28 protein-coding genes are annotated in these 25,833 nt (G+C 64.2%); 14 read left to right on the plus strand and 14 right to left on the minus strand.

What is annotated here, in order from left to right:
* Positions 1 to 10 precede the first annotated feature (10 nt).
* The 7 genes from NKI10_RS19230 to NKI10_RS19260 all read left to right on the plus strand — a co-directional run bounded on the left by NKI10_RS19230 (position 11) and on the right by NKI10_RS19260 (position 6,611).
* Positions 11 to 1,108 carry a zinc-binding metallopeptidase family protein gene (locus NKI10_RS19230; protein WP_023730269.1) on the plus strand — a complete coding sequence of 366 codons (1,098 nt, stop codon included), beginning with the start codon at positions 11 to 13 and terminating at the stop codon, positions 1,106 to 1,108.
* Between the two features lie 62 nt (positions 1,109 to 1,170).
* Positions 1,171 to 1,770: a DUF1236 domain-containing protein gene (locus tag NKI10_RS19235; RefSeq protein WP_023671709.1), complete on the plus strand. Its 600-nt coding sequence runs from the start codon at positions 1,171 to 1,173 to the stop codon at positions 1,768 to 1,770.
* Positions 1,771 to 1,917: 147 nt separating this feature from the next.
* Positions 1,918 to 2,868 (plus strand): CPBP family intramembrane glutamic endopeptidase, encoded by a 951-nt coding sequence (locus tag NKI10_RS19240; protein WP_023736747.1) that lies wholly within the window; start codon positions 1,918 to 1,920, stop codon positions 2,866 to 2,868.
* A 383-nt stretch (positions 2,869 to 3,251) separates the two neighbouring features.
* A complete protein-coding gene (gene ffh, locus NKI10_RS19245) occupies positions 3,252 to 4,838 on the plus strand; it encodes a signal recognition particle protein (protein WP_023671707.1) in 1,587 nt (528 codons plus the stop codon).
* A gap of 7 nt (positions 4,839 to 4,845) precedes the next feature.
* Positions 4,846 to 5,172: a chorismate mutase gene (locus tag NKI10_RS19250; protein ID WP_023671706.1), complete on the plus strand. Its 327-nt coding sequence runs from the start codon at positions 4,846 to 4,848 to the stop codon at positions 5,170 to 5,172.
* A 104-nt stretch (positions 5,173 to 5,276) separates the two neighbouring features.
* Positions 5,277 to 5,678 carry a 30S ribosomal protein S16 gene (gene rpsP, locus NKI10_RS19255; RefSeq protein ID WP_023671705.1) on the plus strand — a complete coding sequence of 134 codons (402 nt, stop codon included), beginning with the start codon at positions 5,277 to 5,279 and terminating at the stop codon, positions 5,676 to 5,678.
* Between the two features lie 87 nt (positions 5,679 to 5,765).
* Positions 5,766 to 6,611, plus strand: a complete 846-nt coding sequence (locus tag NKI10_RS19260) for an acyl-CoA thioester hydrolase/BAAT C-terminal domain-containing protein (protein WP_352861453.1) — start codon at positions 5,766 to 5,768, stop codon at positions 6,609 to 6,611.
* Positions 6,612 to 6,698: 87 nt separating this feature from the next.
* On the opposite strand, the gene NKI10_RS19265 is transcribed toward NKI10_RS19260, so the two are convergent.
* The 3 genes from NKI10_RS19265 to NKI10_RS19275 form a co-directional block, all read right to left on the minus strand.
* Positions 6,699 to 6,962 carry a YMGG-like glycine zipper-containing protein gene (locus NKI10_RS19265; protein WP_023683830.1) on the minus strand — a complete coding sequence of 88 codons (264 nt, stop codon included), beginning with the start codon at positions 6,960 to 6,962 and terminating at the stop codon, positions 6,699 to 6,701.
* A 152-nt stretch (positions 6,963 to 7,114) separates the two neighbouring features.
* Positions 7,115 to 7,642: an SRPBCC family protein gene (locus NKI10_RS19270; protein WP_023805919.1), complete on the minus strand. Its 528-nt coding sequence runs from the start codon at positions 7,640 to 7,642 to the stop codon at positions 7,115 to 7,117.
* 14 nt (positions 7,643 to 7,656) lie between these two features.
* Complete coding sequence (locus NKI10_RS19275) at positions 7,657 to 8,067, minus strand: DoxX family protein (RefSeq protein ID WP_023687655.1); 411 nt, start codon at positions 8,065 to 8,067, stop codon at positions 7,657 to 7,659.
* Positions 8,068 to 8,423: 356 nt separating this feature from the next.
* Between NKI10_RS19275 and NKI10_RS19280 the strand changes: the two genes are divergently transcribed.
* Entirely contained in the window at positions 8,424 to 8,831 is a 408-nt protein-coding gene (locus NKI10_RS19280) for an ACT domain-containing protein (RefSeq protein ID WP_023671700.1), read from the plus strand.
* A gap of 3 nt (positions 8,832 to 8,834) precedes the next feature.
* On the opposite strand, the gene NKI10_RS19285 is transcribed toward NKI10_RS19280, so the two are convergent.
* On the minus strand, positions 8,835 to 9,287 hold the full coding sequence (locus tag NKI10_RS19285; RefSeq protein ID WP_023671699.1) for a GNAT family N-acetyltransferase: 453 nt from the start codon (positions 9,285 to 9,287) through the stop codon (positions 8,835 to 8,837).
* 225 nt (positions 9,288 to 9,512) lie between these two features.
* Positions 9,513 to 10,547 carry an aspartate-semialdehyde dehydrogenase gene (locus NKI10_RS19290; RefSeq protein ID WP_023671698.1) on the minus strand — a complete coding sequence of 345 codons (1,035 nt, stop codon included), beginning with the start codon at positions 10,545 to 10,547 and terminating at the stop codon, positions 9,513 to 9,515.
* A 423-nt stretch (positions 10,548 to 10,970) separates the two neighbouring features.
* On the opposite strand from NKI10_RS19290, the gene NKI10_RS19295 reads away from it, so the two are divergent.
* From NKI10_RS19295 to NKI10_RS19310, 4 genes are all read left to right on the plus strand, one after another.
* Positions 10,971 to 12,812 carry a DEAD/DEAH box helicase gene (locus tag NKI10_RS19295; protein WP_352861454.1) on the plus strand — a complete coding sequence of 614 codons (1,842 nt, stop codon included), beginning with the start codon at positions 10,971 to 10,973 and terminating at the stop codon, positions 12,810 to 12,812.
* A gap of 324 nt (positions 12,813 to 13,136) precedes the next feature.
* Positions 13,137 to 13,859, plus strand: coding sequence for a DUF805 domain-containing protein (locus NKI10_RS19300; protein WP_023683826.1), 723 nt, complete (start codon positions 13,137 to 13,139; stop codon positions 13,857 to 13,859).
* 143 nt (positions 13,860 to 14,002) lie between these two features.
* Positions 14,003 to 14,275: an SRPBCC family protein gene (locus tag NKI10_RS19305; protein WP_352861455.1), complete on the plus strand. Its 273-nt coding sequence runs from the start codon at positions 14,003 to 14,005 to the stop codon at positions 14,273 to 14,275.
* Positions 14,276 to 14,345: 70 nt separating this feature from the next.
* Positions 14,346 to 14,723 carry a MarR family winged helix-turn-helix transcriptional regulator gene (locus tag NKI10_RS19310; protein WP_023671693.1) on the plus strand — a complete coding sequence of 126 codons (378 nt, stop codon included), beginning with the start codon at positions 14,346 to 14,348 and terminating at the stop codon, positions 14,721 to 14,723.
* A gap of 8 nt (positions 14,724 to 14,731) precedes the next feature.
* Here NKI10_RS19310 and leuB read toward each other — a convergent pair whose 3' ends face one another.
* The 5 genes from leuB to leuD form a co-directional block, all read right to left on the minus strand.
* Entirely contained in the window at positions 14,732 to 15,835 is a 1,104-nt protein-coding gene (leuB, locus tag NKI10_RS19315; protein ID WP_352861457.1) for a 3-isopropylmalate dehydrogenase, read from the minus strand.
* 148 nt (positions 15,836 to 15,983) lie between these two features.
* Positions 15,984 to 16,334, minus strand: coding sequence for a VOC family protein (locus NKI10_RS19320; RefSeq protein WP_352861459.1), 351 nt, complete (start codon positions 16,332 to 16,334; stop codon positions 15,984 to 15,986).
* 12 nt (positions 16,335 to 16,346) lie between these two features.
* Complete coding sequence (locus NKI10_RS19325) at positions 16,347 to 16,730, minus strand: RidA family protein (protein ID WP_023826853.1); 384 nt, start codon at positions 16,728 to 16,730, stop codon at positions 16,347 to 16,349.
* A gap of 307 nt (positions 16,731 to 17,037) precedes the next feature.
* On the minus strand, positions 17,038 to 17,961 hold the full coding sequence (locus NKI10_RS19330) for an Ivy family c-type lysozyme inhibitor (protein ID WP_352861461.1): 924 nt from the start codon (positions 17,959 to 17,961) through the stop codon (positions 17,038 to 17,040).
* 64 nt (positions 17,962 to 18,025) lie between these two features.
* Positions 18,026 to 18,631 (minus strand): 3-isopropylmalate dehydratase small subunit, encoded by a 606-nt coding sequence (gene leuD / locus NKI10_RS19335; RefSeq protein ID WP_023694556.1) that lies wholly within the window; start codon positions 18,629 to 18,631, stop codon positions 18,026 to 18,028.
* Positions 18,632 to 18,795: 164 nt separating this feature from the next.
* On the opposite strand from leuD, the gene NKI10_RS19340 reads away from it, so the two are divergent.
* Together NKI10_RS19340 and NKI10_RS19345 are read left to right on the plus strand one after the other, a co-directional pair.
* On the plus strand, positions 18,796 to 19,221 hold the full coding sequence (locus NKI10_RS19340; protein ID WP_352861464.1) for a GNAT family N-acetyltransferase: 426 nt from the start codon (positions 18,796 to 18,798) through the stop codon (positions 19,219 to 19,221).
* Between the two features lie 144 nt (positions 19,222 to 19,365).
* Positions 19,366 to 20,097, plus strand: coding sequence for a DUF72 domain-containing protein (locus tag NKI10_RS19345; RefSeq protein WP_352861466.1), 732 nt, complete (start codon positions 19,366 to 19,368; stop codon positions 20,095 to 20,097).
* Positions 20,098 to 20,301: 204 nt separating this feature from the next.
* On the opposite strand, the gene NKI10_RS19350 is transcribed toward NKI10_RS19345, so the two are convergent.
* From NKI10_RS19350 to NKI10_RS19365, 4 genes are read right to left on the minus strand one after another with little or no spacing between them, the layout of a single operon-like run.
* Positions 20,302 to 21,468 carry an NAD(P)/FAD-dependent oxidoreductase gene (locus NKI10_RS19350; RefSeq protein ID WP_352861468.1) on the minus strand — a complete coding sequence of 389 codons (1,167 nt, stop codon included), beginning with the start codon at positions 21,466 to 21,468 and terminating at the stop codon, positions 20,302 to 20,304.
* A 30-nt stretch (positions 21,469 to 21,498) separates the two neighbouring features.
* Complete coding sequence (locus NKI10_RS19355; RefSeq protein ID WP_352861470.1) at positions 21,499 to 23,094, minus strand: sensor histidine kinase; 1,596 nt, start codon at positions 23,092 to 23,094, stop codon at positions 21,499 to 21,501.
* A complete protein-coding gene (locus NKI10_RS19360; RefSeq protein WP_352861471.1) occupies positions 23,082 to 23,777 on the minus strand; it encodes a response regulator in 696 nt (231 codons plus the stop codon). Before NKI10_RS19360 ends, NKI10_RS19355 begins: the two co-directional genes overlap by 13 nt.
* Positions 23,778 to 23,781: 4 nt before the next feature.
* The gene (locus NKI10_RS19365; RefSeq protein WP_352861473.1) at positions 23,782 to 25,320 is read right to left on the minus strand and encodes a DUF4153 domain-containing protein; all 1,539 of its coding nucleotides are present in this window, start codon (positions 25,318 to 25,320) and stop codon (positions 23,782 to 23,784) included.
* Positions 25,321 to 25,833: the final 513 nt, after the last annotated feature.

Below are 25,833 nucleotides of genomic sequence, written 5' to 3' on the forward strand. Positions count from 1 at the left end.
CGAGATCGACATGAAACTGTTCGACTGCCCGCATTGCGGCCACCGCCTCTACTTCGAGAATGCGCAGTGCCTGAATTGCGGGAGTCTCGTGCTTTACGATCCCGAGCATGCGCGCTTTGCCTTGTCTGACGTCGACGGCATCTTCCACTGCACCAATGCGGATGAATGCGCCTGCAACTGGATGGCCGAACCGGGTCATACCTACTGCCGCGCCTGCGTGCTGAACCAGCTGATCCCCGACCTCTCCGTCGACGGCAACCGCCGCCGCTGGATTCGCGTCGAGGCGGCCAAGAAGCGCGCCGTCTATTCGCTGCTCGCCTTCGGCCTTCCGGTCGCGCCCAAGCACAAGCACGGCGACGAAATCGGCCTCGCCTTCGACTTCATTGCCGATCCGATCGGCGGCGGTCCCGGCGGCGAACGCATCCTTACCGGCCACGACAACGGCCTGATCACGCTCAACGTCGCCGAGGCGGACTCGGCCGAGCGCGAGCGGCGTCGCGTCGAGATGGGCGAAAATTACCGCACGCTGCTCGGTCATTTCCGTCATGAGCTTGGCCATTACTACTGGGACCGGCTGATCCGCGACGAGCCGCAACGGCTCGATGCCTTCCGGGCGCTGTTCGGCGACGAACGCCCCGACTACGAGCAGGCGCTGAAGGCCTATTACGCCAATGGCGCTGCGCCCGACTGGCAGCAGAACCACATCTCCGCCTATGCGACGTCGCATCCATGGGAAGACTGGGCCGAGACCTGGGCGCACCATCTCCACATCACCGACACGCTGGAGATGGTGCACGCGCTGAATTTTCCACTCGGCCAGCTTGAGACGATGGAGACCAATGTGCTGCCGCAAGGCGACACCGGCGGCCGGTTGCAGGCGGCGCCCGCGGAACCTGACGCCGTGCCCGAGCCGTTCGAAAAGATTCTCGCCCGCTGGCTGGTACTCTCGGAAGCCTCCAACTCGATCAACCGCTGCATGGGCCTGCCCGACCTTTATCCCTTCGTCATTTCGGACGTGACGGCGCAGAAACTCAGCTTCGTGCATGAGCTTTTGACCGGTTTGCCGAAAGAAACCGGAACAAATCGTGAGCTGGCGTCGGTATTTTAGCCGGAACGCATGCGTTCTGGTTTCGTTTGGTGTCGCGAGGGACCATGAAAGGGAGAGAAACCATGAGACGCATATTGTTTCCGGCCGTCGCCGGGGCGCTTGTCGCGATGTCGGGTGCGGCACTTGCCGATACCGCCGTCTCGGCCGTCACCGATCTTAATGTGCGCGCCGGCCCCGGCCCGCAATATCCTGTGATCGGCGTGCTCGCCGCCGGCCAGTCGGCGACGCTCAATGGCTGCATCGAAAACAGCAAATGGTGCACCATTGCCGAAGCCGGAGGCCAGGGCTGGGTCTATTCCGACTATGTCACGGCCGATTTCGGCGGCAACCGGGTCGTTCTGACACGCCGCCCCGCCAACGCCGCCATCACCGTGGTTACACCGCCGCAGGATGATTATCCCGATACCTATACCGGTGCGATTCTGTCCGACGACGGCCCCGTCGACGCCATCGACAGGCCACCGGCGGAAGTCGGCACCTATGTCAGCACGCACCGGCTCGATCCTGTCTATCTCGAAGGCGAGGTGGTGACCGGTGCCACCTTGCCCGACACGGTCGAACTGCGCGAGATCCCCGACTACCGCTACCGCTACGTCTATGTGAATGGCCAGCAGGCGCTGGTCGACCCGCAGACACGGCGCATCATGTACGTCGTGCGCTGATTTTGCCTGGAAAGAATGACAAGTGAACTCGTGCCGCCCTCCTGCCGAGGCTGAGGGCGGCAAAAGGGTCGCTGAACAGCAGCAATTGCGCGAGAGCCGACGATCCCCTAGATCATGCGACCCGATGCGTTCGGCAGAGGAACTCGCGTGATATCAGATTCAGCCGCCTTCGAGCGCTATAGCAACACGGCCACCGAAAAGACGAACCTGCCGCGGCTGATAATTGGAACGGCAGTCGTCGTCCTGTTCTGGGTGGCGATCACCCTGGTTGTGGTGCTTGGCGGCACCTATGTCGCGATCGTCTGGCATGTATTGCCGGACGATCCGCGCGGGCCGCTTCAGGGCTTTCTGGCCTCGCCCATCGGCATACTCGCCGCACTCACCTCGTTTACCGGCATCTGGCTCGGCCTCTGGCTTGCCATGCGTTTCGTCCATGGCGAGCCGCTCTCGGCGCTTTTCGGCGCCAGTCGCCGCGTGTCCTTGTCGGGCTTCCTCAAGGGCCTGGTCGCGGTGCTGATCACATCGGCGCTTTCCGAAATCCTGCTCTACTGGCTACAGCCCGAAATCGCCCGCGGCACGATCAACCTGTCGACCTGGCTGCTGTTCCTGCTCCCGATCGTGGCGCTGACCCTGCTGCAGACCTCGTCCGAGGAGATGCTGTTTCGCGGCTATCTGCTGCGCGGCCTGGCCAGGCGCTTCGAGAGCCCTTACGTGTGGGCGCTATTGCCCGCTTTGCTGTTCACCTCCTTGCATTGGAGCCCGGGCTCGACCCCCGCCATCAACGCCTGCGTGCTGGCCTCGATCGCCGCCTTCGCCTTGCTGTTGACGCTGGTGGTTTATGTCACCGGCAATCTCGGCGCCGCCTTCGGCGCCCATCTCGGCAACAATCTCACCGGCTTCCTGCTGATCTCGCATCAGGAGAACTACAATTCCTTCGCCCTGTTCAACGCCAAGCCGCTGGAAGGTCCGGACTGGACGACGACGGATGCCGTCATCATCGCCGCCATCGGTATCGTCTGCACCTTGCTGACGATCCTGCTGCTTCTGCACCCGCGCTCGCCGCTGAAGGTTACGGCCGACCCTCGGGATGCAGGGTGAACTAAACAGGGACCGATCCAGAGACCGGGAAGCCGCCCTTGTCTTGACTCTTCGGCCGATTTCCTGTCTACAGCCCCGAAATCCGCGACGAGTATCCCTCCGAGCAAGCCGACCAGGACGCCAAAACCTTTTGAGGTGGGTGCTGTAAACAGATCCTGGAGGCCAACACCCGGCAGCGCTGAGCGCCCCCGGGTGCTTTTTGGTTTTGAGCTTTGCTTGGATGAGCGGCGCGAACGCACTACCTCTCGGGCACCATCGGGGTGCCTGAGAAAAAGGAAACGGAATGTTTGAATCGCTGCAGGAGCGCACAAGAGGCGTGGCGGGCCATCGGCCCGACAGGGATCACCATGAATCCAAGGCGCTCTCGCGCGGCGGGTTGACCAATGTTTGAATCACTTCAGGAGCGCCTTGGCTCCATCCTGAACGGCCTGACAGGCCGCGGCGCGCTGTCGGAGGCTGATGTCTCGGCGGCGTTGCGCGAGGTGCGCCGTGCGCTGCTCGAAGCCGACGTTGCGCTGGAAGTGGTGCGTTCCTTCACCGACAAGGTGCGCGAGAAGGCCGTCGGCGCCGCCGTCGTCAAGTCGATCAAGCCCGGACAGATGGTCGTCAAGATCGTCCATGACGAGTTGGTCGACATGCTCGGCGCCGAGGGCGTCGCCATCGACCTCAATGCGCCGGCGCCGGTCGTCATCATGATGGTCGGCCTGCAGGGCTCCGGCAAGACGACGACCTCCGCCAAGATCGCCAAGCGCCTGACCGAGCGCCAGAACAAGAAGGTTCTGATGGCCTCGCTCGACACGCGGCGGCCCGCGGCGCAAGAGCAGCTGCGCCAGCTCGGCGAGCAGGTCAAAGTCGCGACCCTGCCTGTCATTGCGGGCCAGAACCCGGTCGACATCGCCAGGCGCGCCGTCCAGGCAGCCAAGCTCGGCGGTCATGACGTCGTCATCCTCGACACCGCCGGCCGCACCCATATCGATGAGCCGCTGATGGTGGAGATGGCCGACATCAAGAAGATGTCGAGCCCGCACGAAATCCTGCTGGTCGCGGATTCGCTGACCGGCCAGGACGCCGTCAACCTTGCCAAAAGCTTCGACGAGCGCGTCGGCATCACCGGCCTGGTGCTGACCCGCATGGACGGCGATGGCCGTGGCGGTGCCGCGCTTTCGATGCGCGCCGTCACCGGCAAGCCGATCAAGCTGATCGGCACCGGCGAAAAGATGGACGGGCTGGAGGAATTCCACCCCAAGCGTATTGCAGACCGCATCCTCGGCATGGGCGACATCGTCTCGCTGGTCGAAAAGGCCGCCGAAAACATCGACGCCGAGCAGGCGGCTGCGATGGCCAAAAAGATGCAGTCGGGCAAGTTCGACCTGAACGACCTTGCCGGCCAGCTTCAGCAGATGTCGAAAATGGGCGGCATGGGCGGCATCATGGGCATGATGCCCGGCATGGGCAAAATGAAGGACCAGATGGCGGCCGCCGGCCTCGACGACAAGATGTTCGGCCGCCAACTCGCCATCATCTCGTCGATGACCAAGGCCGAGCGCGCCAATCCGGACATGCTGAAACATTCGCGCAAGAAGCGCATCGCCGCCGGCTCAGGCACGGATGCGGCCGAGATCAACAAGCTCTTGAAAATGCATCGCGGCATGGCCGACATGATGAAGGCGATGGGCGGCAAGGGCAAAGGCGGCGGCCTGATGCGCGGCATGATGGGCGGCCTTGCCTCCAAGATGGGCCTCGGCGGCATGATGCCGGGTGGCCCCGGCGGCATGATGGGTGGCGGCATGCCCGACCTCTCCAAAATGGATCCCAAGCAGCTCGAAGCCTTGCAGAAGCAGATGCCCGGCCTTGGCGGCATGAAGGGCCCGCCCACCCCGAGCGGCGGTGGCCTGCCCGGTCTGCCCGGCGGCATGAAGCTTCCCGGCCTTGGCGGCGGTGGTCTGCCCGGCCTCGGAAAGAAGAAGTGAGGACGCTATGAACGAAGAAAAAGACATGGCCGACGCACGCACCATCCTGGCCGGCTATCGCGCCTCGATCGACAACATCGACGCCGCCCTCATTCATATGCTGGCCGAGCGCTTCCGCTGCACCAAGGCGGTCGGCGTGCTCAAGGCCGAGCATGGCCTGCCGCCCGCCGACCCGGCGCGCGAGCAGGAGCAGATCACCCGCCTTCGCCAGCTGGCGAAGGACGCTCATCTCGACCCCGATTTCGCGGAAAAATTCCTCAACTTCGTCGTCCGCGAAGTGATCCGCCATCACGAGCAGATCGCCGCGTCCAACGGCGCAAGCAAAACCGGCTAACAAAGTGCATGTCGCCCAAAAGTGCGCAGCGGTTTTGGGACAACGACCTGCACCAGACAAAGCCATTAACCCAACACTGAAATCAGAAATTTAGGAGAAATGAAATGCCCTTGAAGATCAGACTGGCCCGTGCGGGCTCGAAGAAGCGCCCTTACTACCACGTCGTCATTGCCGACGCCCGTTCGCCGCGCGACGGCCGGTTCATCGAGTCGATCGGCTCGTGGAACCCGCTGCTGCCCAAGGACGGCGAGCGCGTCAAGGTCGACGCCGACCGCGTCAAGCATTGGCTGTCGCACGGCGCCCAGCCGACCGACCGCGTGCTGCGCTTCCTCGATGAGGCCGGCCTCCTCAAGCGCGAAGCCCGCTCCAACCCGAAGAAGGCCGAGCCCGGCAAGAAGGCGCAGGAACGCGCCTCTCTGCTGAAGAAGGCCCAGGAAGACGCTGCCGCCGCCGTTGCCGCCGCTGCTGCAGCCCCGGCCGAAGCGGAAGCCGCCACCGCCGAATAAGCATCGCGTCATCGCATCGACAAAACGGCGGGCCTGTGCCCGCCGTTTTGCTAATGTGCGGCGATGTCATATGCGTTCGAACGAAAGATGACTGAGCGGACCGTCACGGAAGAGACCCTTTTCGGCGGCGTAGCCGGAACGCTGTTGCGATGCGCCGGCGCCACGACAGGCGTCGTCGTGCTCAGCGGATCGAGCGGCCGCATCGACGTCACCCGCGCCCGGCTCTTTGCCAAGGAAGGAGCATCCGCTCTCGCGCTGCAATGGTTTGGCGGCGAAGGTCAGGTGCCCGGCATTTGCGAGATCCCGCTCGAAACGTTTTTCGCGGCGACCGACTATCTTGTCCAGATGGGATGCCGGCGCATCGTCTATGTCGGGACCTCGAAAGGCGCCGAGGCCTCCCTGCTTGCGGCGGCTCACGATCCACGCATCGGCCTCGTGGTTGCGATCAGCCCGACATCGGTGGTCTGGGGCAATATCGGGCCGGGCCGCGACGGCGTCAGCTGGCCGGAACGATCGTCGTGGACGATCGAGGGGATTCCTTTGCCGTTTGTCCCAAGCAATCCCGCTTGGAACGCCGAGTATGTCGATGGTCTGGTGTCCTACCGGCGGCTCTTCCTACGTGCCTTGCAAACCTTCGAGGACGCAGCGGCCAAGGCTGCCATTCCCGCCGAAGCTATTTCAGCGGACATTGTTCTGGTTGCGGGCGGCGACGACGCGCTATGGCCATCGCTGGATTTTGCCCAGTCGATCGTTCGGCGTCGCCAGGACACCGCAATGACCACCTGCCTCGTCTCAGTGCCCGACGCCGGCCACCGCATTCTGCTGCCGGGCGAAATCACGCCGCGCTCGAGGCTGCATGCCCATGGCGGCAATGACGACGCCGACACGCGCCTGGGCCGCCTGGCTTGGGAGCATATCCGGGGATTGCTGTAGCGCAGGCAGCCATGGTCCAGCTGCCTTGGGCAACAGCGAAACCGGCGATCTATAGCCGCCGGTTTCCGATGTTGGACCTGGCTGTGTTCAATAACCGTCGGGGCAGCTGGCGATGTAGGTGCGCCCGTTGCGGCCGCGGTAGCGACATTGACCGCTTTCGCTGGCACGGCCGATCAGCGCGCCGGCCACGGCGCCGACGGCGCCGCCGACGACGGCGCCCTGAACCGGATCATTTGCCACAGCTGCGCCAACCGCCGCGCCGCCGAGGCCGCCGACCGCGGCACCCTTTTCGGTTTGCGAGCACGCACCCAGTGCGGTCGCCAGTACCAGAATGATCATCGCTTTTTTCATTGTCGTTCCTCTCTCACGCGGATCGCCGTCCTCGCCGCCACGGCTCTAACTCCCAGACAGCTGATTTGATCCCGAAGACGTGAGAGATCCCGGTGCGCGTGCCTGTCACATTCGTAACGACCGCCGCCGAGCTTGTTGAAATGCAGGACGTTTTACCTTTCAGTGGCCTTCTTCAGATTGGCGAGGCCAGCCTCGAAATCCTTGCCGATCAGCGTATCGAAATTCATGAAGAGGCCCAAAAGCTTGGCAATGAAGGGCCGGCTGCCGCGCATTGCCCAGGTGACTGCGGTGGTGTCGCCCGAGGGCTTCAGGGTGAAGTCGACGCTGTTGTTGGCCCGGAACGGCTTCTCGAAGTCGAGCTTCAGCGACACCAGCGAGGATGGCACGGAATTGACGATCTCCATGCGTCCCTTGCCGGCCTTGGCATTGCCTTCCCAGGCGTAGGCGGCGCCCTTGCCGGCATCAGCGCCCGACAGCGTGCGCTTCATCTCGGGGTCGAGCTTTTCGTAGGGTGACCACTCCGGCCAGTGCTTGAAATTGTTGATCAGCGGAAAGATCGCTTCCGGCGCGGCCTTGATGCTGGCGGTGCGGGCGGTGACGAAATCATTCGACCTCGTCGCCGCATAGATGAGCACGGCGACGATGATGACGACCAGGATGATGAGAATGGTGCTGAGCATGTTTTTCTCCTCGCTTAACGGCTGAACGGGATCAGGGCGCGCACGCTTGGGTCGCGCAGATAGAGACCGCCCCACAGGATGATGCCGAGATAGACGCTAAACAGCGTGTGCGAAAACAACGGGCTGCCGACGCGCATGTTTGTGGCGATGGCGCCGCCGAGATAGCCGGTGAGCAGGATGGCGCCGAGCACCGAGGTGCGGGGCAGCGCATAGAGCGCGGTCGAGATCAGCCCGATAATGCCGAGCGTGCGCGCGACATTGACATCGGCCGGCCAGCCGAGCGGCACCATGGTCTGGGTGACGACATCGAGCGGCGGCAGCTTGATGACGCCGTCGAAGATCATGAACAGGATGATGAGGCCGCTGAGCACGCGGCCGGTCCACAGGGCGCCCGACGAGACGGGCATGGTTTGAGAAATACTCACGGTGTTCCCTCCTAAGCGGTTCGAGCCGTTTGCTGGCTTCGGACCAAGGACGAGCGATGGGGCGGCGATCCTACAGGGTGCGGATTCTTTTTGGGTAGCAGCAAGCAAAAGCCGCTGCGTGGCGATCCTTCACACCCCCCTCTGGCCCGCCGGCCATCTCCCCCGCAAGGGGGGAGATTACACGCTCGACCGCTTCGGCAATGTTCCATGAATGAGCGGAGCATCGAAACCGCCGATCTCCCTCCTTGCGGGGGAGATGCCCGGCAGGGCAGAGGGGGGTGCTGTCCCTCCACCTTGACGGACTATCGACATCCACCAGTCACGGCTATTGATAGGGCTGGGCGAGAGACGAGCGAATGGCCGGCGAGACTGATCTGAAAAAGCTGCTGGCGGCGATGACGCCGGAACTGCTGCCGGACGTCTACGTGTTCGCTACGCTCACACCTGGAATCAGCCGGCAGGCAGGCCTCGATCCCGTGATGGTCTTTCGCGAGCGCGAGGGTGTGACACTGATCGTGACCGAGGACGCGGCACGGGCGGCCGGGCTGACCGCTTCGTTCCGCTGCCGCATGATCACCCTGAACGTCCACTCCTCGCTGGAAGCCGTCGGCTTCCTCGCCGCCATCACCGCCCGGCTGGCCGCCGCCGGCATGGGCGTCAATCCGGTCTCTGCTTTCTATCATGACCATCTGTTCGTGCCCGCTGAGCGGGCCGAGGAAGCGATGGAGTTATTGCGCCAACTGGCCAAGGATAACGCCGGCTGAATATCAAGCTCGACGCACGTAGAGAATATCCGGCAGGCCTTCTTCGTTGGTGGTGCCCGCGCCGAACGCCTCGGGGCGAAAGCCATGGCGCTCGTAGAAGCGACGCGCGCCGGTGTTGGCCTGGAAGCAATGCAGTTTAACGATCCGTAGCGCGGCGGTCGCTTGCACCAGCAGCCGGCTGCCGATGCCTTGCCCCGTCCAGGCGGGGTCGAGATAGAGCTGTTCCACCCAATCGCCGCTCAGGGCAATGAAGCCGACAATGCCGGTGCCGGCCTCGGCGACCGTCACCTGCTGCCGGGACAGCACGATCTCGCGGATGAAGGCAAGATCCTCATCCGGCGTGTGGATGACCGGCATCCAGGAGAACGAGCCAAGTGCGGCCCGCATGACAATGGCGATGGTCGCGGCATCCAAAGCCGTGGCGGGGCGCAGCACGATTTTGGTGGGATCGTTCAAAGGCGTTTCTCAACAGAGGTCAGCGCTGCCCTCATCCCCCTGCCGGGACCTTCTCCCCGTGAACGGGGAGAAGGAAGGCTTCGGCCGAAGGCCGAGCCCGCGACTACGGGCCGCCGGCTTTCCGGCGCCCCGCGGAGGGCCAGCCGCGGCAGCGGCGATACGGCCCGTGAGCGATAAACGGAATCGGCCGAAGGCCGAACCCCGTGAGCGAAAACAAACCAGCCGTCAGGCCGCCTTCTTCTTCGGCTGGATCAGGCCGCGCTCGACCAGAAGCTCGGCGATCTGCACCGCGTTGAGCGCCGCGCCCTTGCGCAGATTGTCGGAGACGATCCACATCGACAGGCCGTTGTCGATGGTCGAATCCTCGCGGATGCGCGAGATGAAGGTGGCGTCCTCGCCGGCCGATTCCAGCGGCGTGATGTAGCCGCCATCCTCGCGCTTGTCCAAGACCTGGCAGCCCGGCGCTTCGCGCAGGATATCGCGCGCCTCGTCGGCGGTGATCGGCTTTTCGAACTCGATGTTGACGGCTTCGGAATGGCCGATGAACACCGGCACGCGCACACAGGTCGCCGTCAGCTTGATCTTGGGGTCGAGCATCTTCTTGGTCTCGGCGACCATCTTCCACTCTTCCTTGGTCGAGCCGTCGTCGAGGAAGACGTCGATATGCGGAATGACGTTGAAGGCGATGCGCTTGGTGAACTTCTTGACCTCGACGCCATCGGCGACGAACACCGCGCGGGTCTGTGTAAAGAGTTCGTCCATGCCTTCCTTGCCGGCGCCGGATACCGATTGATAGGTGGCGACGACGACGCGCTTGATGGTGGCGACATCGTGCAGCGGCTTCAGCGCCACGACCAGCTGCGCCGTCGAGCAGTTCGGATTGGCGATGATGTTCTTGCGGGTGAACAGCGAGATCGCATCCGGGTTCACTTCCGGCACGATCAGCGGCACGTCCTGGTCGTAGCGGAAGGCCGACGAGTTATCGATGACGACGCAGCCCTGCTTGCCGATCTTCGGCGACCACTCCTTCGAGACGTTGCCGCCGGCCGACATGATGCAGATGTCGGTGTCGGAAAAATCATACTGGTCGAGCGTCTTGACCTTCAGCGAACGGTCGCCGAACGACACTTCGGTGCCCTGGCTGCGCCGCGAGGCCAGCGCCACGACTTCGCTTACCGGAAAGCCGCGCTCTTCCAGTATGTTGAGCATTTCGCGACCCACATTGCCCGTGGCGCCGACTACCGCAACTTTGAAACTCATCAGAAATCTCCTGTCCCTCTCCGCTTGGTTTTTGGAGAAAACCCGCCGGCCAATGCGGGTTTCGTCCCCCGGGCCGGACCCGGGAGAGGGTGGTTAGGCCAAGGGAATCACACCGTTTTGGTGGTGGTTTTGGCCATAGTTTTGCTGGAACGGTAAGACGCGCCAACGCGCCCGGCCCCATGATTGTGGCCGGGGAAGTCGAAGGCAAGAAGAGCCATCAGAAGGCCGCGCATCGAAAATGATCCCGTTCGATGCCGGCTTTTACGCGGTTTGCGTCAGGAGTCAATTGCGGCCAGGCACACGCCTGCCCTGTACAATAGCGGCCGCAAGAAGTACGAACGCCCAAATAGTGTTTGGCTGGCGTGCGTCAGCCCCGGCATGTGCTCCATGATGAGCCCAGACCCTGAATTCCGAAAGAGTGAGATGTCCAATTTCGAAGCTATTGTTCCTGCGCTGGCAGAAGCGCTGGAAAAACGCGGCTATACCGAGCTGACGCCAGTGCAGAAGGCCGTGCTGGAGCTCGGCGAGTCCGACGCTCTGGTGTCGGCGCAGACCGGCTCAGGCAAGACCGTCGCCTTCGGCCTCGCTTTGGCGCCGACCCTTCTTGGAAGCGCCGAGCGTTTTGACCAGGCTGGCGCACCGCTGGCGCTGGCCGTGGCGCCGACGCGCGAGCTCGCTCTGCAGGTGATGCGCGAATTGCAATGGCTCTACGCGCCGACCGGCGCCACCGTCGCGTCCTGCGTCGGCGGCATGGACATGCGCTCCGAACGGCGCGTGCTGGAGCGCGGCGCCCACATCGTCGTCGGCACGCCCGGCCGCCTGCGCGACCACATCACCCGCAACTCCCTCGACATGTCGGCGCTGAAAGCCGTGGTGCTGGACGAGGCCGACGAGATGCTCGACCTCGGCTTTCGCGAGGACCTCGAATTCATCCTCGATGCCGCACCGGCTCAGCGCCGCACGCTGATGTTTTCGGCCACCGTGCCGCGCTCGATCGCCACGCTGGCGCAAGGCTATCAGCGCGACGCCGTACGCATCTCGGCCGGCGGCGAGGAAAAGCAGCATCTCGATATCGAGTACCGGGCGCTGAATGTCGCCTATCCCGACCGCGAGAACGCCATCATCAATGTGCTGCGGTTTTACGAAGCGAAGAACGCGCTGGTGTTCTGCAACACCCGCGCCGCCGTGAATCACCTGACGGCGCGCTTCAACAACCGCAATTTTTCCGTCGTGGCACTGTCGGGCGAGCTCAGCCAGAACGAACGCACCCACGCGCTGCAGGCGATGCGGGACGGCCGCGCCAAGGTCTGCATTGCCACGGACGTTGCAGCGCGCGGCATCGACCTGCCCAATCTCGAACTGGTCATCCACGCCGATCTGCCGACCAATCCCGAAACGCTGCTGCACCGCAGCGGCCGAACCGGCCGAGCCGGACGCAAGGGCGTCAGCGCGCTGATCGTGCCCAACGGCGCCCGCAAGCGCACCGAACGGCTGCTGCAGAATGCCGGGCTGAAGGCGACATGGGCGAGCCCGCCCTCCGCCGACGACGTCATCAAGCGCGACGACGAGCGCATCCTTGCCGATCCAGCCTTCGAAGAGCCGATTGCCGAGGACGAGCGCGGCTTCATCGACGCGCTTCTGGCCAGGCATGGCGCCGAACAGGTGGCCGCCGCCTTCGTGCGCCAATGCCGCGCCAGCCGCTCGGCGCCCGAGGAGCTTACGGATGTCGCACCGTTCACGCCTTCGCGTGACAAACCGGCGGGCGAAAAATTCGAGCGCCGCGATGAAGCGCCAAGCCGGCGCGACGATTTCGGCGACAGTGTCTGGTTCTCGCTGTCGATCGGGCGCAAGCAGAATGCCGAGCCGCGCTGGCTGATCCCGATGCTGTGCCGCACCGGCAACATCTCCAAGCGCGAGATCGGCTCCATCAAGATGCAGCAGGATGAGACCTACGTGCAGATCGCGGCCGACTGGGCCGATCGCTTCCTCGCTGCCATCGGCCCCGACAAGAAGCTGCAGGGCAACATCGTGGTGAAGCGGCTGGACGGCACGCCCGACCTGTCGCGCGCCGGCTACCAGGCGCCGAAGCCCGACAAGAAGCCGCATCGCGGCAAGCGCCCGTTCGAGGCGCCGCAAAGCGCACACAAGCCGAAATTCGAGAAGCGGGAACGGCCCGCCGGCGATGCAAAGCCTTGGGCCGGGAAACCGAAATTCGACAAGGCGGGACCGCCGAAGAACAAGAAGCCGAAGAAGCGGCCGGTTTGAGGCTCTTATCGGCCAATTACAAATGCAGGCGCTGCCCCTCGTTGCCCTGCCTGGCGTTTCTCCCCGTATAGTGACGGGAGAAAGGGCGGACCGCAGCCTTGGCGCTCTTCTTGCAGCGTTGGTGATTGGCGGAATCGTCGATAACAGCGACCCCTCTCCTCGTCACTATACGGGGAGAGGATGCCGGCAGGCAGGTGAGGGGCAGCGCCAACGCACCGGAAAATAAAGCAACTCATGCCTGAACCGTTCGCCCTCCATTTCGTCCACCCCCTTGCAGTCCGCCGCAACTTTGAACAGTCTGTGCCTGCACGGGGGCGAGGCTAAATGCGCGGCGAAGTTCTTCACTATGACGAGGCCCAGGGTTTCGGCTTCATCACCGGGGCGGACGGCAACCGCTACACCTTCGCGCGCGAGGATCTGCGCCGTGATACCGTGATCGCGAACGGCGCTGTGGTCGAGTTTCTGCCGGCAAGCGGTCAGGCGCGCGACGTTTTTTCAATCCGCGCCCAGCCCGCCAGTCCCGCCACCGCTGCGCCAGCGGCAAGCGCCGCGCCGCCCAAGGCGGCTGCCGCTTCAGCCGCCCCACAGCATTTCGGCCGCCTGGCGGAAGACGGCGCGGTTCGCGATAGCGGACTGCCGGGTTATTTCTGGCGAGGCGTGACGCGCAACTACATCAACTTCGCCGAACGCGCCCGCCGCAAGGAATTCTGGGGCTACTGCCTGTTCTGGACCGTCAGCTTCATCCTGGTCGGAATTGCCGGCGCCCTCGCCGACCAGGCCGTCGGCAATTTCGATGCCGGCAACTGGCCGATTGTGATGATCGGCGTCTGGGGGCTGTTTTGGCTAGCGACGTTCCTGCCTTGGGTCGGGCTCGTCGTGCGCCGCTTGCACGACATCGGCCTGACCGGCTGGCTGGCAATACCTTACTTCGCAATCACCTTCATGTTCGCTCCGGCTACGCTGATCCTCGCGCTGATACTCGGATTGATCCCGACCCAGGCCCACGAAAACCAGTGGGGGCCGGTGCCTGGAGGAGGCGGAGCCTAGACCCGCACCAAGAAATGAGCAGCCGGCTGTTTGCGGACAGCCGTGCTATAACAATGGCTTAGGTCGCAGCCGGGAAGGCAGCTGCTGTTTTGACCGAACGACGAAATATTTCTCTTGCCATGTAGTCTGTGCACAGATAATCTGTGCAATCATCAAATCGACGATCGAAAACGATCGTCGACCTCGTCGACGCTGTAACCTATGCGGACGAGACCTCGTCCGGCGACACGAAACTGCTGTTCAGGCATACGCTGACGCCGGTCGAGGGTGGCACTCAAGTGACTCATCGCCTCGAGATTTCCGGCCCATCGGCCGCCGAGGTCGGACCAGAGCTCGGGCCGCAGATCAGCGGCGATTTCGACACTTCGATGGCCAAACTGTTCGAGCAGGCAAGGGTGTTGGCGAACGGTGGCTGATCGGGGGGATCTGAACACGCGCTTCAGCGGACCATCCGAGAGCCCCGGCTTGCTGCTCTGGCGAACAACCATGCGCTGGCAGCGCGTCATGACGGCGGCGCTGGCCCCGCTTGACCTTACCCATGTCCAGTTCGTGCTGCTGGCTTCGGCGATGTGGCTCGGCCGCTATGGCGAGCCGCCCAACCAGGTGCAGCTCGCCGCCCAGGCCGGCACCGAGGTGAAGATGACATCGGACGTCGTCGCCCGGCTCGAGGCAAAGGGACTGATTGTGCGGGACACCAACCCGCGGGATTCCCGCGCCAAGGTGATCCGCGTCTCCACGACGGGGACGGCCGCAGTCCAGCGCGCTATCGTCGCCGTCGAAGCCGCCGACGCTGCTTTTTTCTCAGCCGTGGATGAGGCGCAACTCGTCGGCCTGCTGAAACGGCTGGCCGGCGAGATCCGCTGAGTCGGCCGCTAAGCCAGGAACTTGGCGATGACGGCATCGCCCATTGCGACAGTGCCGACTTCGGTCATGCCCTCGGACAAAATATCCTTCGTCCGCAGCCCGTCGTCGAGCACGGCGGCTATGGCGCCTTCGAGCTTGTCGGCCTCATCGACCATGCCGAAGGAGTAGCGCAGGCACATGGCAAACGAAGCGATCATGGCGATCGGGTTGGCGATGCCCTGTCCCGCAATGTCGGGCGCCGAGCCGTGCACCGGCTCGTACAGCGCCTTGCGCTTCTTGGTCTTCACATCGGGCGCGCCGAGCGAGGCCGACGGCAGCATGCCGATCGATCCGGTCAGCATGGCGGCGATGTCGGACAGCATGTCGCCGAACAGATTGTCGGTGACGATGACGTCGAACTGCTTTGGCCAGCGCACCAGCTGCATGCCGCCGGCATCGGCCAGCATGTGGTCGAGCTTGACGTCGGCATAGCGAGTCTTCTGGGTCTGGGTGACGACCTCGTTCCACAGCACCCCGGATTTCATGACGTTGCGCTTTTCCATCGATGTCACGTGGTTCTTGCGCGTGCGCGCCAGCTCGAAGGCGACGCCGGAAATGCGCTCGATCTCGAACGTGTCGTAGACCTGCGTGTCGATGCCGCGCTTCTGGCCGTTGCCGAGATCGATGATCTGCTTCGGCTCGCCGAAATAGACGCCGCCGGTAAGCTCGCGCACGATCAATATGTCGAGGCCCTCGACGACTTCCTGCTTCAGCGAGGACGACGCGGCCAGCGCCGGATAGCAGATGGCGGGCCGGAGATTGGCGAACAGCTCCATATCCTTGCGCAGCCGTAGCAACCCGGCCTCGGGACGCACCTCGTAAGGCACCTTGTCCCATTTCGGCCCGCCGACGGCGCCGAACAGCACGGCGTCCGCAGCCATCGCCTTTGCCATGTCGGCATCCGAAATCGCCGCGCCATGCGCGTCGTAGGCACAGCCGCCGACCAAGCCTTCATCAGTGGCAAAACCGCTGCCGAGCTTTGCGTTCATGGCCGCGATCAGCTTCTTCACCTCGGCCATCGCCTCGGGGCCGATGCCGTCGCCGGCGAGCAGGAGAAGATTTTTCGAAGCCATGGAGAACCGTCCCAATGCTGTTGGAGAAACCGCGGCCTTGCTAAACGCCAAGAGCTTGCAGCGCAAGGGGATGAAGAACGCTACGACGGCGCCCGCCTCTCAAGACCTGGGTTCCTCGCCGTGGCCAGAGGCGGGGGAGAGGAACAAATCACTTATGCGACAAAATATTCACCAACCGGCCGAATGGATCGCGCACATAAAACCGCCGTACGCCCCAGGGTTCGTCGGCCGGACCATACTCGATGGCGAAGCCGGCGGCCTTCATGCCTTGCAGCGCCGCATCGACATCGTCGACCTCGATCGACAGGTCCGGCACCGGCGTGCCGGAGCCGCCCTGGGCCATGAAGCTGATCTGCACCTGCATCCGTTCGTCGGACCCGTAGGTGACGATCCAGCCCTGATCCATCAGCACATCTAGGCCAAGCACGTCCTGGTAGAAGCGTTTCGCCGCCGCCGCGTCCTGCGTCCCGATATTGGCTACGATGCGCCGGACCGTCATGGCTTTGCCTCCTCAAGCCGTACGCCGCAGCGCCGTGACTTCGATCTCGATCTTCATTTCCGGCTTGTTGAGCTGGCACACGATCATCGTCGCCGCCGGCCTGATCTCGCCGAAAGCCTCGCCGAGGATGGGGAAGACGACGTCCGCGATGGCCTGGTCGGTGATGTAGTAATGCGCCCGCACCACATCGGCCATGTCGAAGCCGCCATCCCTCAGCGCCTCGGCGATGGTCGCCAGGCAATTGCGCGTCTGCGCCTCCACCGTTTCCGGCATGGTCATCGTCGCATAGTCGTAGCCGGTCGTTCCCGACACGAAGCACCAGTCGCCCTGCACCACCGCGCGCGAATAGCCGGCGGTTTTTTCGAAGGGCGAACCGGTGGAGATGAGTGTGCGCATGGAGCCTCGCTGTGGTTTCGGACACTTTGCAGGAAAGGGCCGGCCAGGCCATGGGCCAAGTCAGGTGCAAATCTTGGTCGTCGGCGGGACAGCACCCCCCTCTGGCCTCCCGGCCATCTCCCCCTCAAGGGGGGAGATTAGCAGTTCGGACGCCTTTCTCGCTTTCCACATTTGCGATTGGCGAAGCCAGAGTAACGTCTGATCTCCCCCTTGATGAGGGGGAGATGCCCGGCAGGGCAGAGGGGGGTGTGACGGATCGCGACGGAACAAGCATGAACACCGAGTGTTCGCCGCGCTGCCGCGAACCCTAGTTCCCCGACTCCTGCGCCTTGTCCATTGCTTCCTTCACATCCGCAGGCCAGGTCTTCACGTCAGGCCAGGCCTGCGGCTCGCCATTGTCGCCGCGGCGGGCGAAGTAGAGCGTGTGGTTGGCCGGGTCGACCGCCATGAAACCGTCATTGCTGCCGCATGCGTGCGGCACGCAGCCGGTGGCGTAGAAGGCGCCCGAGGCCGTCTTTTCGGTGCCGCCGCCGACCAGCAGGCTGGTCGCCATGTCGGGCATGGTGTCGCCGAGCAGCGTCTGCGCCGCCTTGTAGACGGCCTCATTGTGGAAGGCGTCGATGATGTTCTGGTATTTGGCCGGATCGACGTCCTTCCAGTCCGTACCCGGCTCCGGCGCGTAGGTCAGGTCGCCCGAGATCGTCAGCCCGTCGCTGGGCGACCATTGCAGCGCTTGCTTCGTATCGCCCGGCAACAGATACGGCACGAAATAGATGGCGTTGTCGGCCACCGCCGCCGGCGGCGCGCCGCATTCGTCCTGTTCGACCTTGAGGCTTTGTATCTCGCCGCCTTCCGGTTTCCAGACGATGACCTTGGCCGGGCCGCACTGGTTGCCGCCGTCGCCAACATCGACCAGCGCCACGTTGACGCCGCCGACCTTGACTGTTCTGTCGAAGAACACGTCATAATTGCTGGCCAGCTGCTTGCCGTCATAGGCCAGCACCTTCTCGCCATCCTGCTCTGGCTCGGTAATGGTCAGCTGCCCGCCCTCGAACGGTACCGGCCCCTGGCTGTCATCGTCCGCCAGGGCCGCATTGTTCGACGCGCCCGGATCGGCGGCGGACGGATCTTCTGCCGGCACGAGTATCTTGTCGGTCTGTGCTTGCGCGCCGGCCACCGGCATCAGCATCCACGCCAGCGCGCAGGCGCCGGCAAGAAGAAAACGTGTCATGACTGTCCCCTCCGTTCAGCCGCCACGAACCCGGCTTTGTGGCGGCCGGGCCATCTCGTACCACTCAGGCCCAAGGACGCTCGGCAGCGTTCTTCTTCTCGAACGAGGCGATGGCGCCGGCCTTCTCCATGGTCAGGCCGATATCGTCGAGGCCGTTCAGCAGGCAGTGGCGCTTGAAGTCGTCGAGGTCGAAGGTGACCACGCCGCCATCCGGTCCGCGGATTTCCTTGGCCTCGAGGTCGACCGAAACCGTCGCATTGGAGCCGCGCGAGGCGTCGTCCATCAGCTTCTCCAGATCTTCCGGACTGACGGTGATCGGCAGGATGCCGTTCTTGAAGCAGTTGTTGTAGAAAATATCGGCGAACGAGGTCGAGATGACGCAGCGAATGCCGAAATCGAGCAGCGCCCACGGCGCGTGTTCGCGGCTCGAACCGCAGCCGAAATTGTCGCCGGCGACCAGGATCTGCGCCTTGCGGTAGGCTGGCTTGTTGAGCACGAAGTCGGGGTTTTCCGAGCCATCGTCCTTGTAGCGCATTTCGGCGAACAGGCCGCTGCCGAGCCCGGTGCGCTTGATCGTCTTGAGATAATCCTTGGGGATGATCATGTCGGTGTCGACATTGACGATCGGCATCGGTGCGGCGACGCCGGTGAGCTTGGTGAATTTTTCCATGGCTTTTGCCCGTTCTTGATCGATAATTCGTTGCGTCAGGGTTTGCTGCGCCCGGTTTACACAAAGCCGCCGGCAAATAAAAGGCAACTGTTGGTGCGCGGCCCGATCGAAAGATCGGCGGCAAACGTCTTTAAAACCGGCCGCCGCTGGTGCACCTTACGCCCATGACCGCACAATCGAAGATTATCTATGCCAGGGAGCCTGAGCTCGACGTCGCCGAGTTCCGCCGCGTGCTGGTCGAATCCACGCTCGGCGAAACACGCCCCGTCGATGACGACGCCCGGCTACAGGCGATGCTTTCGGGCGCGAACCTGGTGCTCACCGCGCGGCTCGACATCGAAGGCAGGCCGCTGATCGGCGTTATCAGGGCCATCACCGATTTTTCCTGGGTGTGCTACGTCTCAGAGCTCGCCGTGTCGCAATCGGTGCAAGGCGTCGGCATCGGCAAGGGCCTGATGGACGAGGCCCGCCGGCAGCTTGGGCCTTCGGTCGCCATCAGCCTGATCTCGATGCCCGACGCCGTCGGCTTCTATGAGCGTATCGGCATGACGCGAATGGCCGACGCGTTCTGGTTCTCCCGCGAGGGCTGACGAGCGTCGAGCGCAATTGCCGATCGGGTTGGGCAGTCAAGGCGGGCAAGGTTCTCGGCAATGCGGAACGGTGTTCAGGACACCGCGGAGCAACGCCTCCTTTGTCGCCCTTGACCCGCGCTTCATCCGGTCCAAATCCGCAGGATGGGAAATCGCCGATCTCTGATAGGCACCGCCGGCTGGGGAATTCCGTCTCGATACAAGGCTGACTTTCCGCAATCCGGTTCGCATCTCGAACGTTACGGAAAACGCTTTCCGGCCGTCGAGATCGACACCACGTTCTACAAGCCGCACCGCCGCGAGACCTATGAGCGCTGGGCGCACGCCGTGCCGGAGCACTTCCGTTTCGCGGTCAAGGCACCGAAGAGCATGACCCATGAGCATCGCCTCGCCGATTGCGAGGGGCTGACAGAGGACTTTCTCGGGCAGGTCGAAGGTCTCGGCGAAAAGCTGAGCGTGCTTCTGGTGCAGCTGCCGCCAAGCCTGCCCTTCGAGCCGGAGGTCGCCGGCGGCTTCTTCAACATGTTGGGCAGGCGTAGCCTGGCAAGGCTGGCATGCGAGCCGCGCCATCCCAGCTGGTTCGGCGCCGAGGCCGACGCACTCCTTGTTGACAACCGGATCACGCGCGTTGCCGTTGACCCGACCCCGGTCCCTGAGGCAGCAGGGCCGGGTGGCTCGCCCGGCCTTGCCTATTTCCGCTGGCACGGCGCGCCGCGCATCTACCATTCGGGTTACGATGCCGAAACGCTCGACCGGTTTGCGCGGCAAGTGGAAGCAGCGGCCGCTTCCGGTGCCGAGGTCTGGGGCATTTTCGACAACACGGCTGCCGGGCATGCACTGGGCAACGCGATGGCTGTCAGTGCGATGGTTGCTTAGACTCTCGCGGGACAGCACCCCCCTCTGGCCTGCCGGCCATCTCCCCCGCAAGGGGGGAGATCAGATGCCGCGACCGCTTTCGCCAATCGCCGACGTTGCAAGAATGGCGCCTTCGCCGAAGCTGCCAATCTCCCCCCTTGCGGGGGAGATGCCCGGCAGGGCAGAGGGGGGTAGGCAGGAACTCGACAGTGAGCTTTTGCCGCCTCAAATCACATTCAATTCCCGGAACGCCCTTCCCTCAGCCACTCTGGCGTACCCAAACGCCGAGCAATCCACCGTCCGATACCCGCCATGCACCAACAACTCCGCCAGCGCCTTGCCGACGGCCGGCGCCTGCTGCAGGCCGTGGCCTGAAAATCCGTTGGCGAAGATGAAATTGCCGACCTCGGGATGCGGGCCGATCACCGCATTCTGGTCGAGCGTGTTGTAGTCGTAGTGGCCGGCCCAGGCGCGTGTCGGCTTGATCGCCTCGAAGGCAGGGATACGGGTTGCCAGCACGGGCCAGATCACCTCTTCGAACAGCGGCCAGTCGACGTCGAAATCCCGGGCGTCGGCGGGGCCATCGCCCTCCTCCGGCTCGGCGCCGCCGGTGAGATAGACCGAGCCTTCAGGCCGGACATAGATGCCGGATGGGTCGACCAGCAGCGGCATGTCGGCGTATTTTTCCCGCGCCTCGAAGACGAAAACGTTGCGCTTGCGCGGCTCGACGGGCAGGACGAGTCCCGCCATGCCGGCCACCTTGCCGGCATTCGGCCCGGCGGCATTGACGACGATGCCGGCTTGCAGTCTTTCGCCATTGTCGAGGTCCACTCCGGTGGCGCGGTTGCCCTGCCTCTCGATGCCGGTGACATCGGCGGCGATGAAATCTATTTGTCTGTCACGCAATGCCTTGCGAAACAGCGTCAGCATCGCATGAGCGTCGAACCAGCCCTCGCCGGTGCGGCCGAAGGCGCCGGCGCTGATGCCTTCCGTCGACAGCCACGAAAAGCGCTTTGCCAGCTGGTCGGCATCCTCGAGCAGAATGTCGGCGCCCTCGGCGACCTGCGCCTCGTGGTTGGCTTTCAGGATCGGCAACCCGGCCTCGCCGGCCAGGATGAGATAGCCGCCTTCGCGAAAACCGATATCGGCATCGGTGCCGAAGGTCTCCTTCAGCCGCCGGAAAAGGTTTAGCGTGAACTGCGACAGCCGGATATTTTCCGGAATCGAGAATTGCTGACGGATCGAGGCCATGGACAGCGTCGTTGCCGCATGGGCGAATTGCGGGTCGCGTTCGATCAGCGCGATTGAGCCGGAAAAGCCTTCCTCGCGCAGATAATAGGCGACCGAGGAGCCGACGATGGCTCCGCCGATGATGACGGTGTCGTAGCGCACTTTGTTCTCCGATCCGGCCGCCGGCATCCTTCACGCCGCCGGCACAATGATCTCGAAGCGCGTGCCGCGCCCGGAGTCAACCAGCGCGATCGTGCCAGCATGCGCTTTCAGGAGGGCCAGCACTATGCCGAGGCCCATGCCGGTGCCGCCGGACTCGCGCCGCGTGGTGAAGAACGGCTCGAAAATGCGTGCCCTGTTGCTCGGCGAGATGCCGGCGCCGTCGTCGCTGACCGCAATGGTCACCTTGCCTTCGGCGCTGGCAGCCGCCAGCAAAACCTGGGTCGCGCCGTGCCTGGCGGAATTGTCGATCAGGTTGGCAAGCACGATCGCCGCATTCTCAGCCGAGATGCGCAGACCGATTTCGCCGCCCGTCTCGATGGCCACAGCCAGCCTGCCGTCCACCGGCAGCAATGCCAGCGCCGCATCGAGCGATGTGCTCTCGCCGCTCGGCGCCAGGTTTTCCGCGCGCGCCAGATCGAGCAGGCGCCGCACCAGCAGATTGAGCCTTCCGGCATCGTTGACGATGTTGCCGGAAAACCGCTTGCGCTCGGCCGCGTCCATCGCCTCGCCGGACTCGCGCAAAAGCTCGGCCGCGCCCTGGATCGCCGTCAGCGGCGATTTGAGCTCGTGCGAGACATGGGTGGCAAAGGTCTGGATCGAGTCGGAGCGCGCCTGCAGCTTTTCGGCCATGTCGAGAAAGGCCGCGGACAGCTCGGCCATTTCGCGCGTGCCGTGATGGTCGAGCGGCCGGATCGCGTCGCGGTCGCCGGCGGCGATGCGCCTCGTGCGCTCCATCAGCGCGTAGATCGGCCGGCTGACGGTGCGCAGGAACACCAGCGCGATCAGCAGCATGCCGAAGAGCATGGCGATAGCCGCCAGCGTCACCTTGCCGCGCTCACCATAGAGATGCTTGACGATGTTGTTCGGCGTTCGAGACAGGTAGATCACGCCGGCGACATGGCCGTCGACCGCGATCGGCATGGCGACAAAGACGCGAACTTTCGTGCCGCGGCTGACCGAATAGAGGGGCGGTGGCGGCTGGTCGGGAATTCTTTGTCTCAACACGCTGGCGTAGTGGCCGGCAAGGGCGGTGCGCACCTCTTCGACATTGGCCAGCGACAGGCCGACCTCGTCGCGCCCGGCAATGACGACGCCATGCGGGTCAAGCAGCCGGAAGCCGGCCAGGGTGGTTTTCTGCGTGGTGTCGAGAATGCCCGACAGCCGCGCGCCGATCGCTGCAAAGGCCGGATCGGTGGCGGCAGCGACGCCGGCGGGCCGGGTCGGCAGCAAATAGTCGGAGGCGAGATCGAGGCTCGGCTCGATCGGCTGGTAAGGCGTGTCGTCGCCGCGGCTGGCTTCGCCGCTGTCAGCCTGCATCGGCACCCCAAGCTTCTCCGGGGCAATGGCGGCGTCACTGATATTCTGCGCATAGATGGCGGCGATGACGGCGCCTTGCGCGATCAACTCGCCCTCGGTCTGGCGGATCAGCTGGTTTTCATAAAGCCGGAAGAAGAACAAGCCGACCAGCGGCAGCGCCAGCACCATGATGAGGATGGCGAGGACCACCGTGGCCAGCCTTGGCCGCCATTTGGTGCCGATCCATTTGGCGTCGCTCAGGCGCCGCATCGGCCAAGCCGGAAACCGACGCCATGCACGGTTTCGATGGCGTCGAGACAGCCTGCCGCCGCCAGCTTGGCGCGGATGTTGCGGATGTGGCTATCGACGGTACGGTCGGCGACATGGATGTTGGCGGCATAGGCGCTAGCGACCACCAGGTCGCGCCCCAGCACATGCGCCGGCCGCGCCAGAAATCCTTTCAGGATCGAGAATTCGATCGCCGTCAGCGCCAGCGCCTTGCCGTCGAAACTGGCGCCATGGCTGGCCGGCACCAGGCTGAGCTTGCCATGCGCAAAGTTCTTGGCACCGGCGGGGTCCGGGGCCACCGGGCGGGCGCGGCGCAGGATGACGTTGACGCGCGCCACCAGCTCGCGCGGGCTGAACGGTTTCGTCACATAGTCGTCGCCGCCCATTTCGAGCCCGAGGATGCGATCGATTTCTTCGTCGCGCGCGGACAGGAACAGAACCGGCACGTCGGAGCGTTGCCTCAGCCGCCGGCAGACTTCCAGCCCGTCCATCTCCGGCATGCCGATGTCGAGCACGACGAGATCGGGCACGCGGCGCTCGATCGCCTGCAGGGCCGCGGCGCCGTCGGACACGGCTTGCGTCTTCATGCCGGCCTTCTCCAGCGCAAAGCAGATGATCTCGCGAATGTGCGGATCGTCGTCGGCGACCAGGATCTGATGCGGCATGGATCTAACGGTCCGGCACTGAAGGTTGCAAGGGCTGGGTAGGTGGAGGAAGCACGAGCGAACCTCTCTTGTCGAGAACCTGCACGAGCCTCCAGCCGCGAAAGCTCCAGGCGCGCCACTGCTTCTGCTCGGCGATAGTGTCGTCGATCATCATTTGGTCGGCCAGATAGGTGGTTTGGTTTCCGAATTGGTGCATGTAGAGGCGGTCCAGCGCCGGCATGGCGGCAGCGCCGAGCGAGCGCAGATATTCGGTATCGATAGGCGTGCCGTCGCCGGTCATTTCAAGGGAATGGTCGACATTGAAATTGGCGATCGTTGCGGCGAAGTTGATGAAGCAGCAGGCATAAAGCGTCGCCGATAGCGTCGCAAGATTGGCGGAGAGCAGCCATTCGTTGGATTTTCCAAGCGCGATGCGGGCAATGATCAGTGCAAGCCCTGACGCCACCAACCCCATCCAGACGAAAGCCGCGATGCGCCAGTAGGTCAATGCATAGACGCCGACATAGAGACCGAGCCTGAGAATCGACGAAATGACCAGCACGATGTTCTGCGCCACCCAGGCATAGACCAGCCGGCGGATCAGCGGATCGCTTGACGTTTCGCTGCCCGGCCGCAGCGCCGCCAGCACGAAGCCGGCGGCCAGCAGCGCGGTGGCGATCAGCGGATAGGCGCCGCGATGCGCATAAGCGGCATAGCTCAACCCGTCGGGAAGGGCGACCCCGCCCCAGAGATAGGCGGCGTCGAGCCCGGTCTGCAGCGCAAACAGGGCGTTGAAGACGATCAGCGCGCGCAAGATCGCGGCCTTGCCGAAGACGACGTCCTCGATCGTTGTGGCGGGTTTGGTCGCAGCCGGTGCGGCCACGGCTGCAGGCGGCGCCAAAGGTGGAAGGCGGCGTGGAAGGCGGCGCGGGAAACGCGGCAGGCGAGGCCGCAGGAAAGCCCAGACGCCGGCGAGCACGAACAGCCAGAAGACGATCCGCGCCAGTTGGATGAGATCGAGCAGCTTCATCAGGTCGATCAGCGACAGCCAGTATTCGATGACCGGATTGGCGGCGCCGAACAAGAACAGGAACACCGCGCCCAGCGTCACCGGCATGACCCAGACGATGATGGACGCCAGGCGGATGCGGCGGCCGCCAAGCCGGCGCACCGTGCGGCGCCATTGGAAAAAGTCACGGATAAGGCGCAGCGGCGCCGCCAGCAGGAACAGCGCGACCTGGCCGGCAATGCGGGCGATGCCGTGCCGCAGCCGCCCGGACAGGGACAGCGCAAACACCACCAGCGCCACGACAGCTATCGCCACCGACAGCGGGCTGACGTTCTCGGCCAGCGGCAGCAGCGCGACGAACAAAGCGGCCGGCTTGAGCCAGGGTCGGGTGGAATTCAGCGCGGCAGGATGCACAGCGACCACCGCGCCGGCGATCAGGATGGCAAACAGCAGCACCGTGATCCCGGCGGGCTGGCCGTAAAAGAAAAAATCCGCCAGCGCCACGAGCAGGACGGCGATGCCGAAGCGGCTGGAAAAGCTTGCAAACGATGTCATGCGCGGATTTTCCTGATGGGCTGGGTCCGCTCGGCCGGTGGGCGGATAAAAGGGAGCAGGCTCGCTTCCAGGTAAGGGCGGGCCGCCGCCCGGGGCGGATCGACCAACCACCAGCTTTCGCTGCGCAGGCGATAGGGCAAGGACCAAAGGTGAGCGTTTCGCTGTTGCATGCCGCTGTTGTCGCGGGCTCGCATGGAAACGGCGGGGCGGAGCGGAGGAGGTTTTCCGCAGGGATGTGCAGTTTTCGTGCAGGACCTGTGCTTACGGCCGGGGCGCTCCCCCCCCATCTTTCCGGACGTTGGCGCTGTCCCAGCCAGGCTCCTTTCCTCTCCCTCCGGAGGGGGGAGAGGTGGCTCGGCGAAGCCGAGACGGAGTGGGGGAACCACCTGGCAGTCGCCGCGAACGGACATCGGAAGGGCACTGAGCGCATGGGTCGACCCCCACTCCGTGGGGGGGGGGGGGGGCCCGCGGGCCCCGGGGGGGTTTGGACAAGGGCGCGGGGCGCGCACGGGG

Source organism: Mesorhizobium sp. M0802 (assembly GCF_040320115.1).
Lineage (GTDB): Bacteria > Pseudomonadota > Alphaproteobacteria > Rhizobiales > Rhizobiaceae > Mesorhizobium.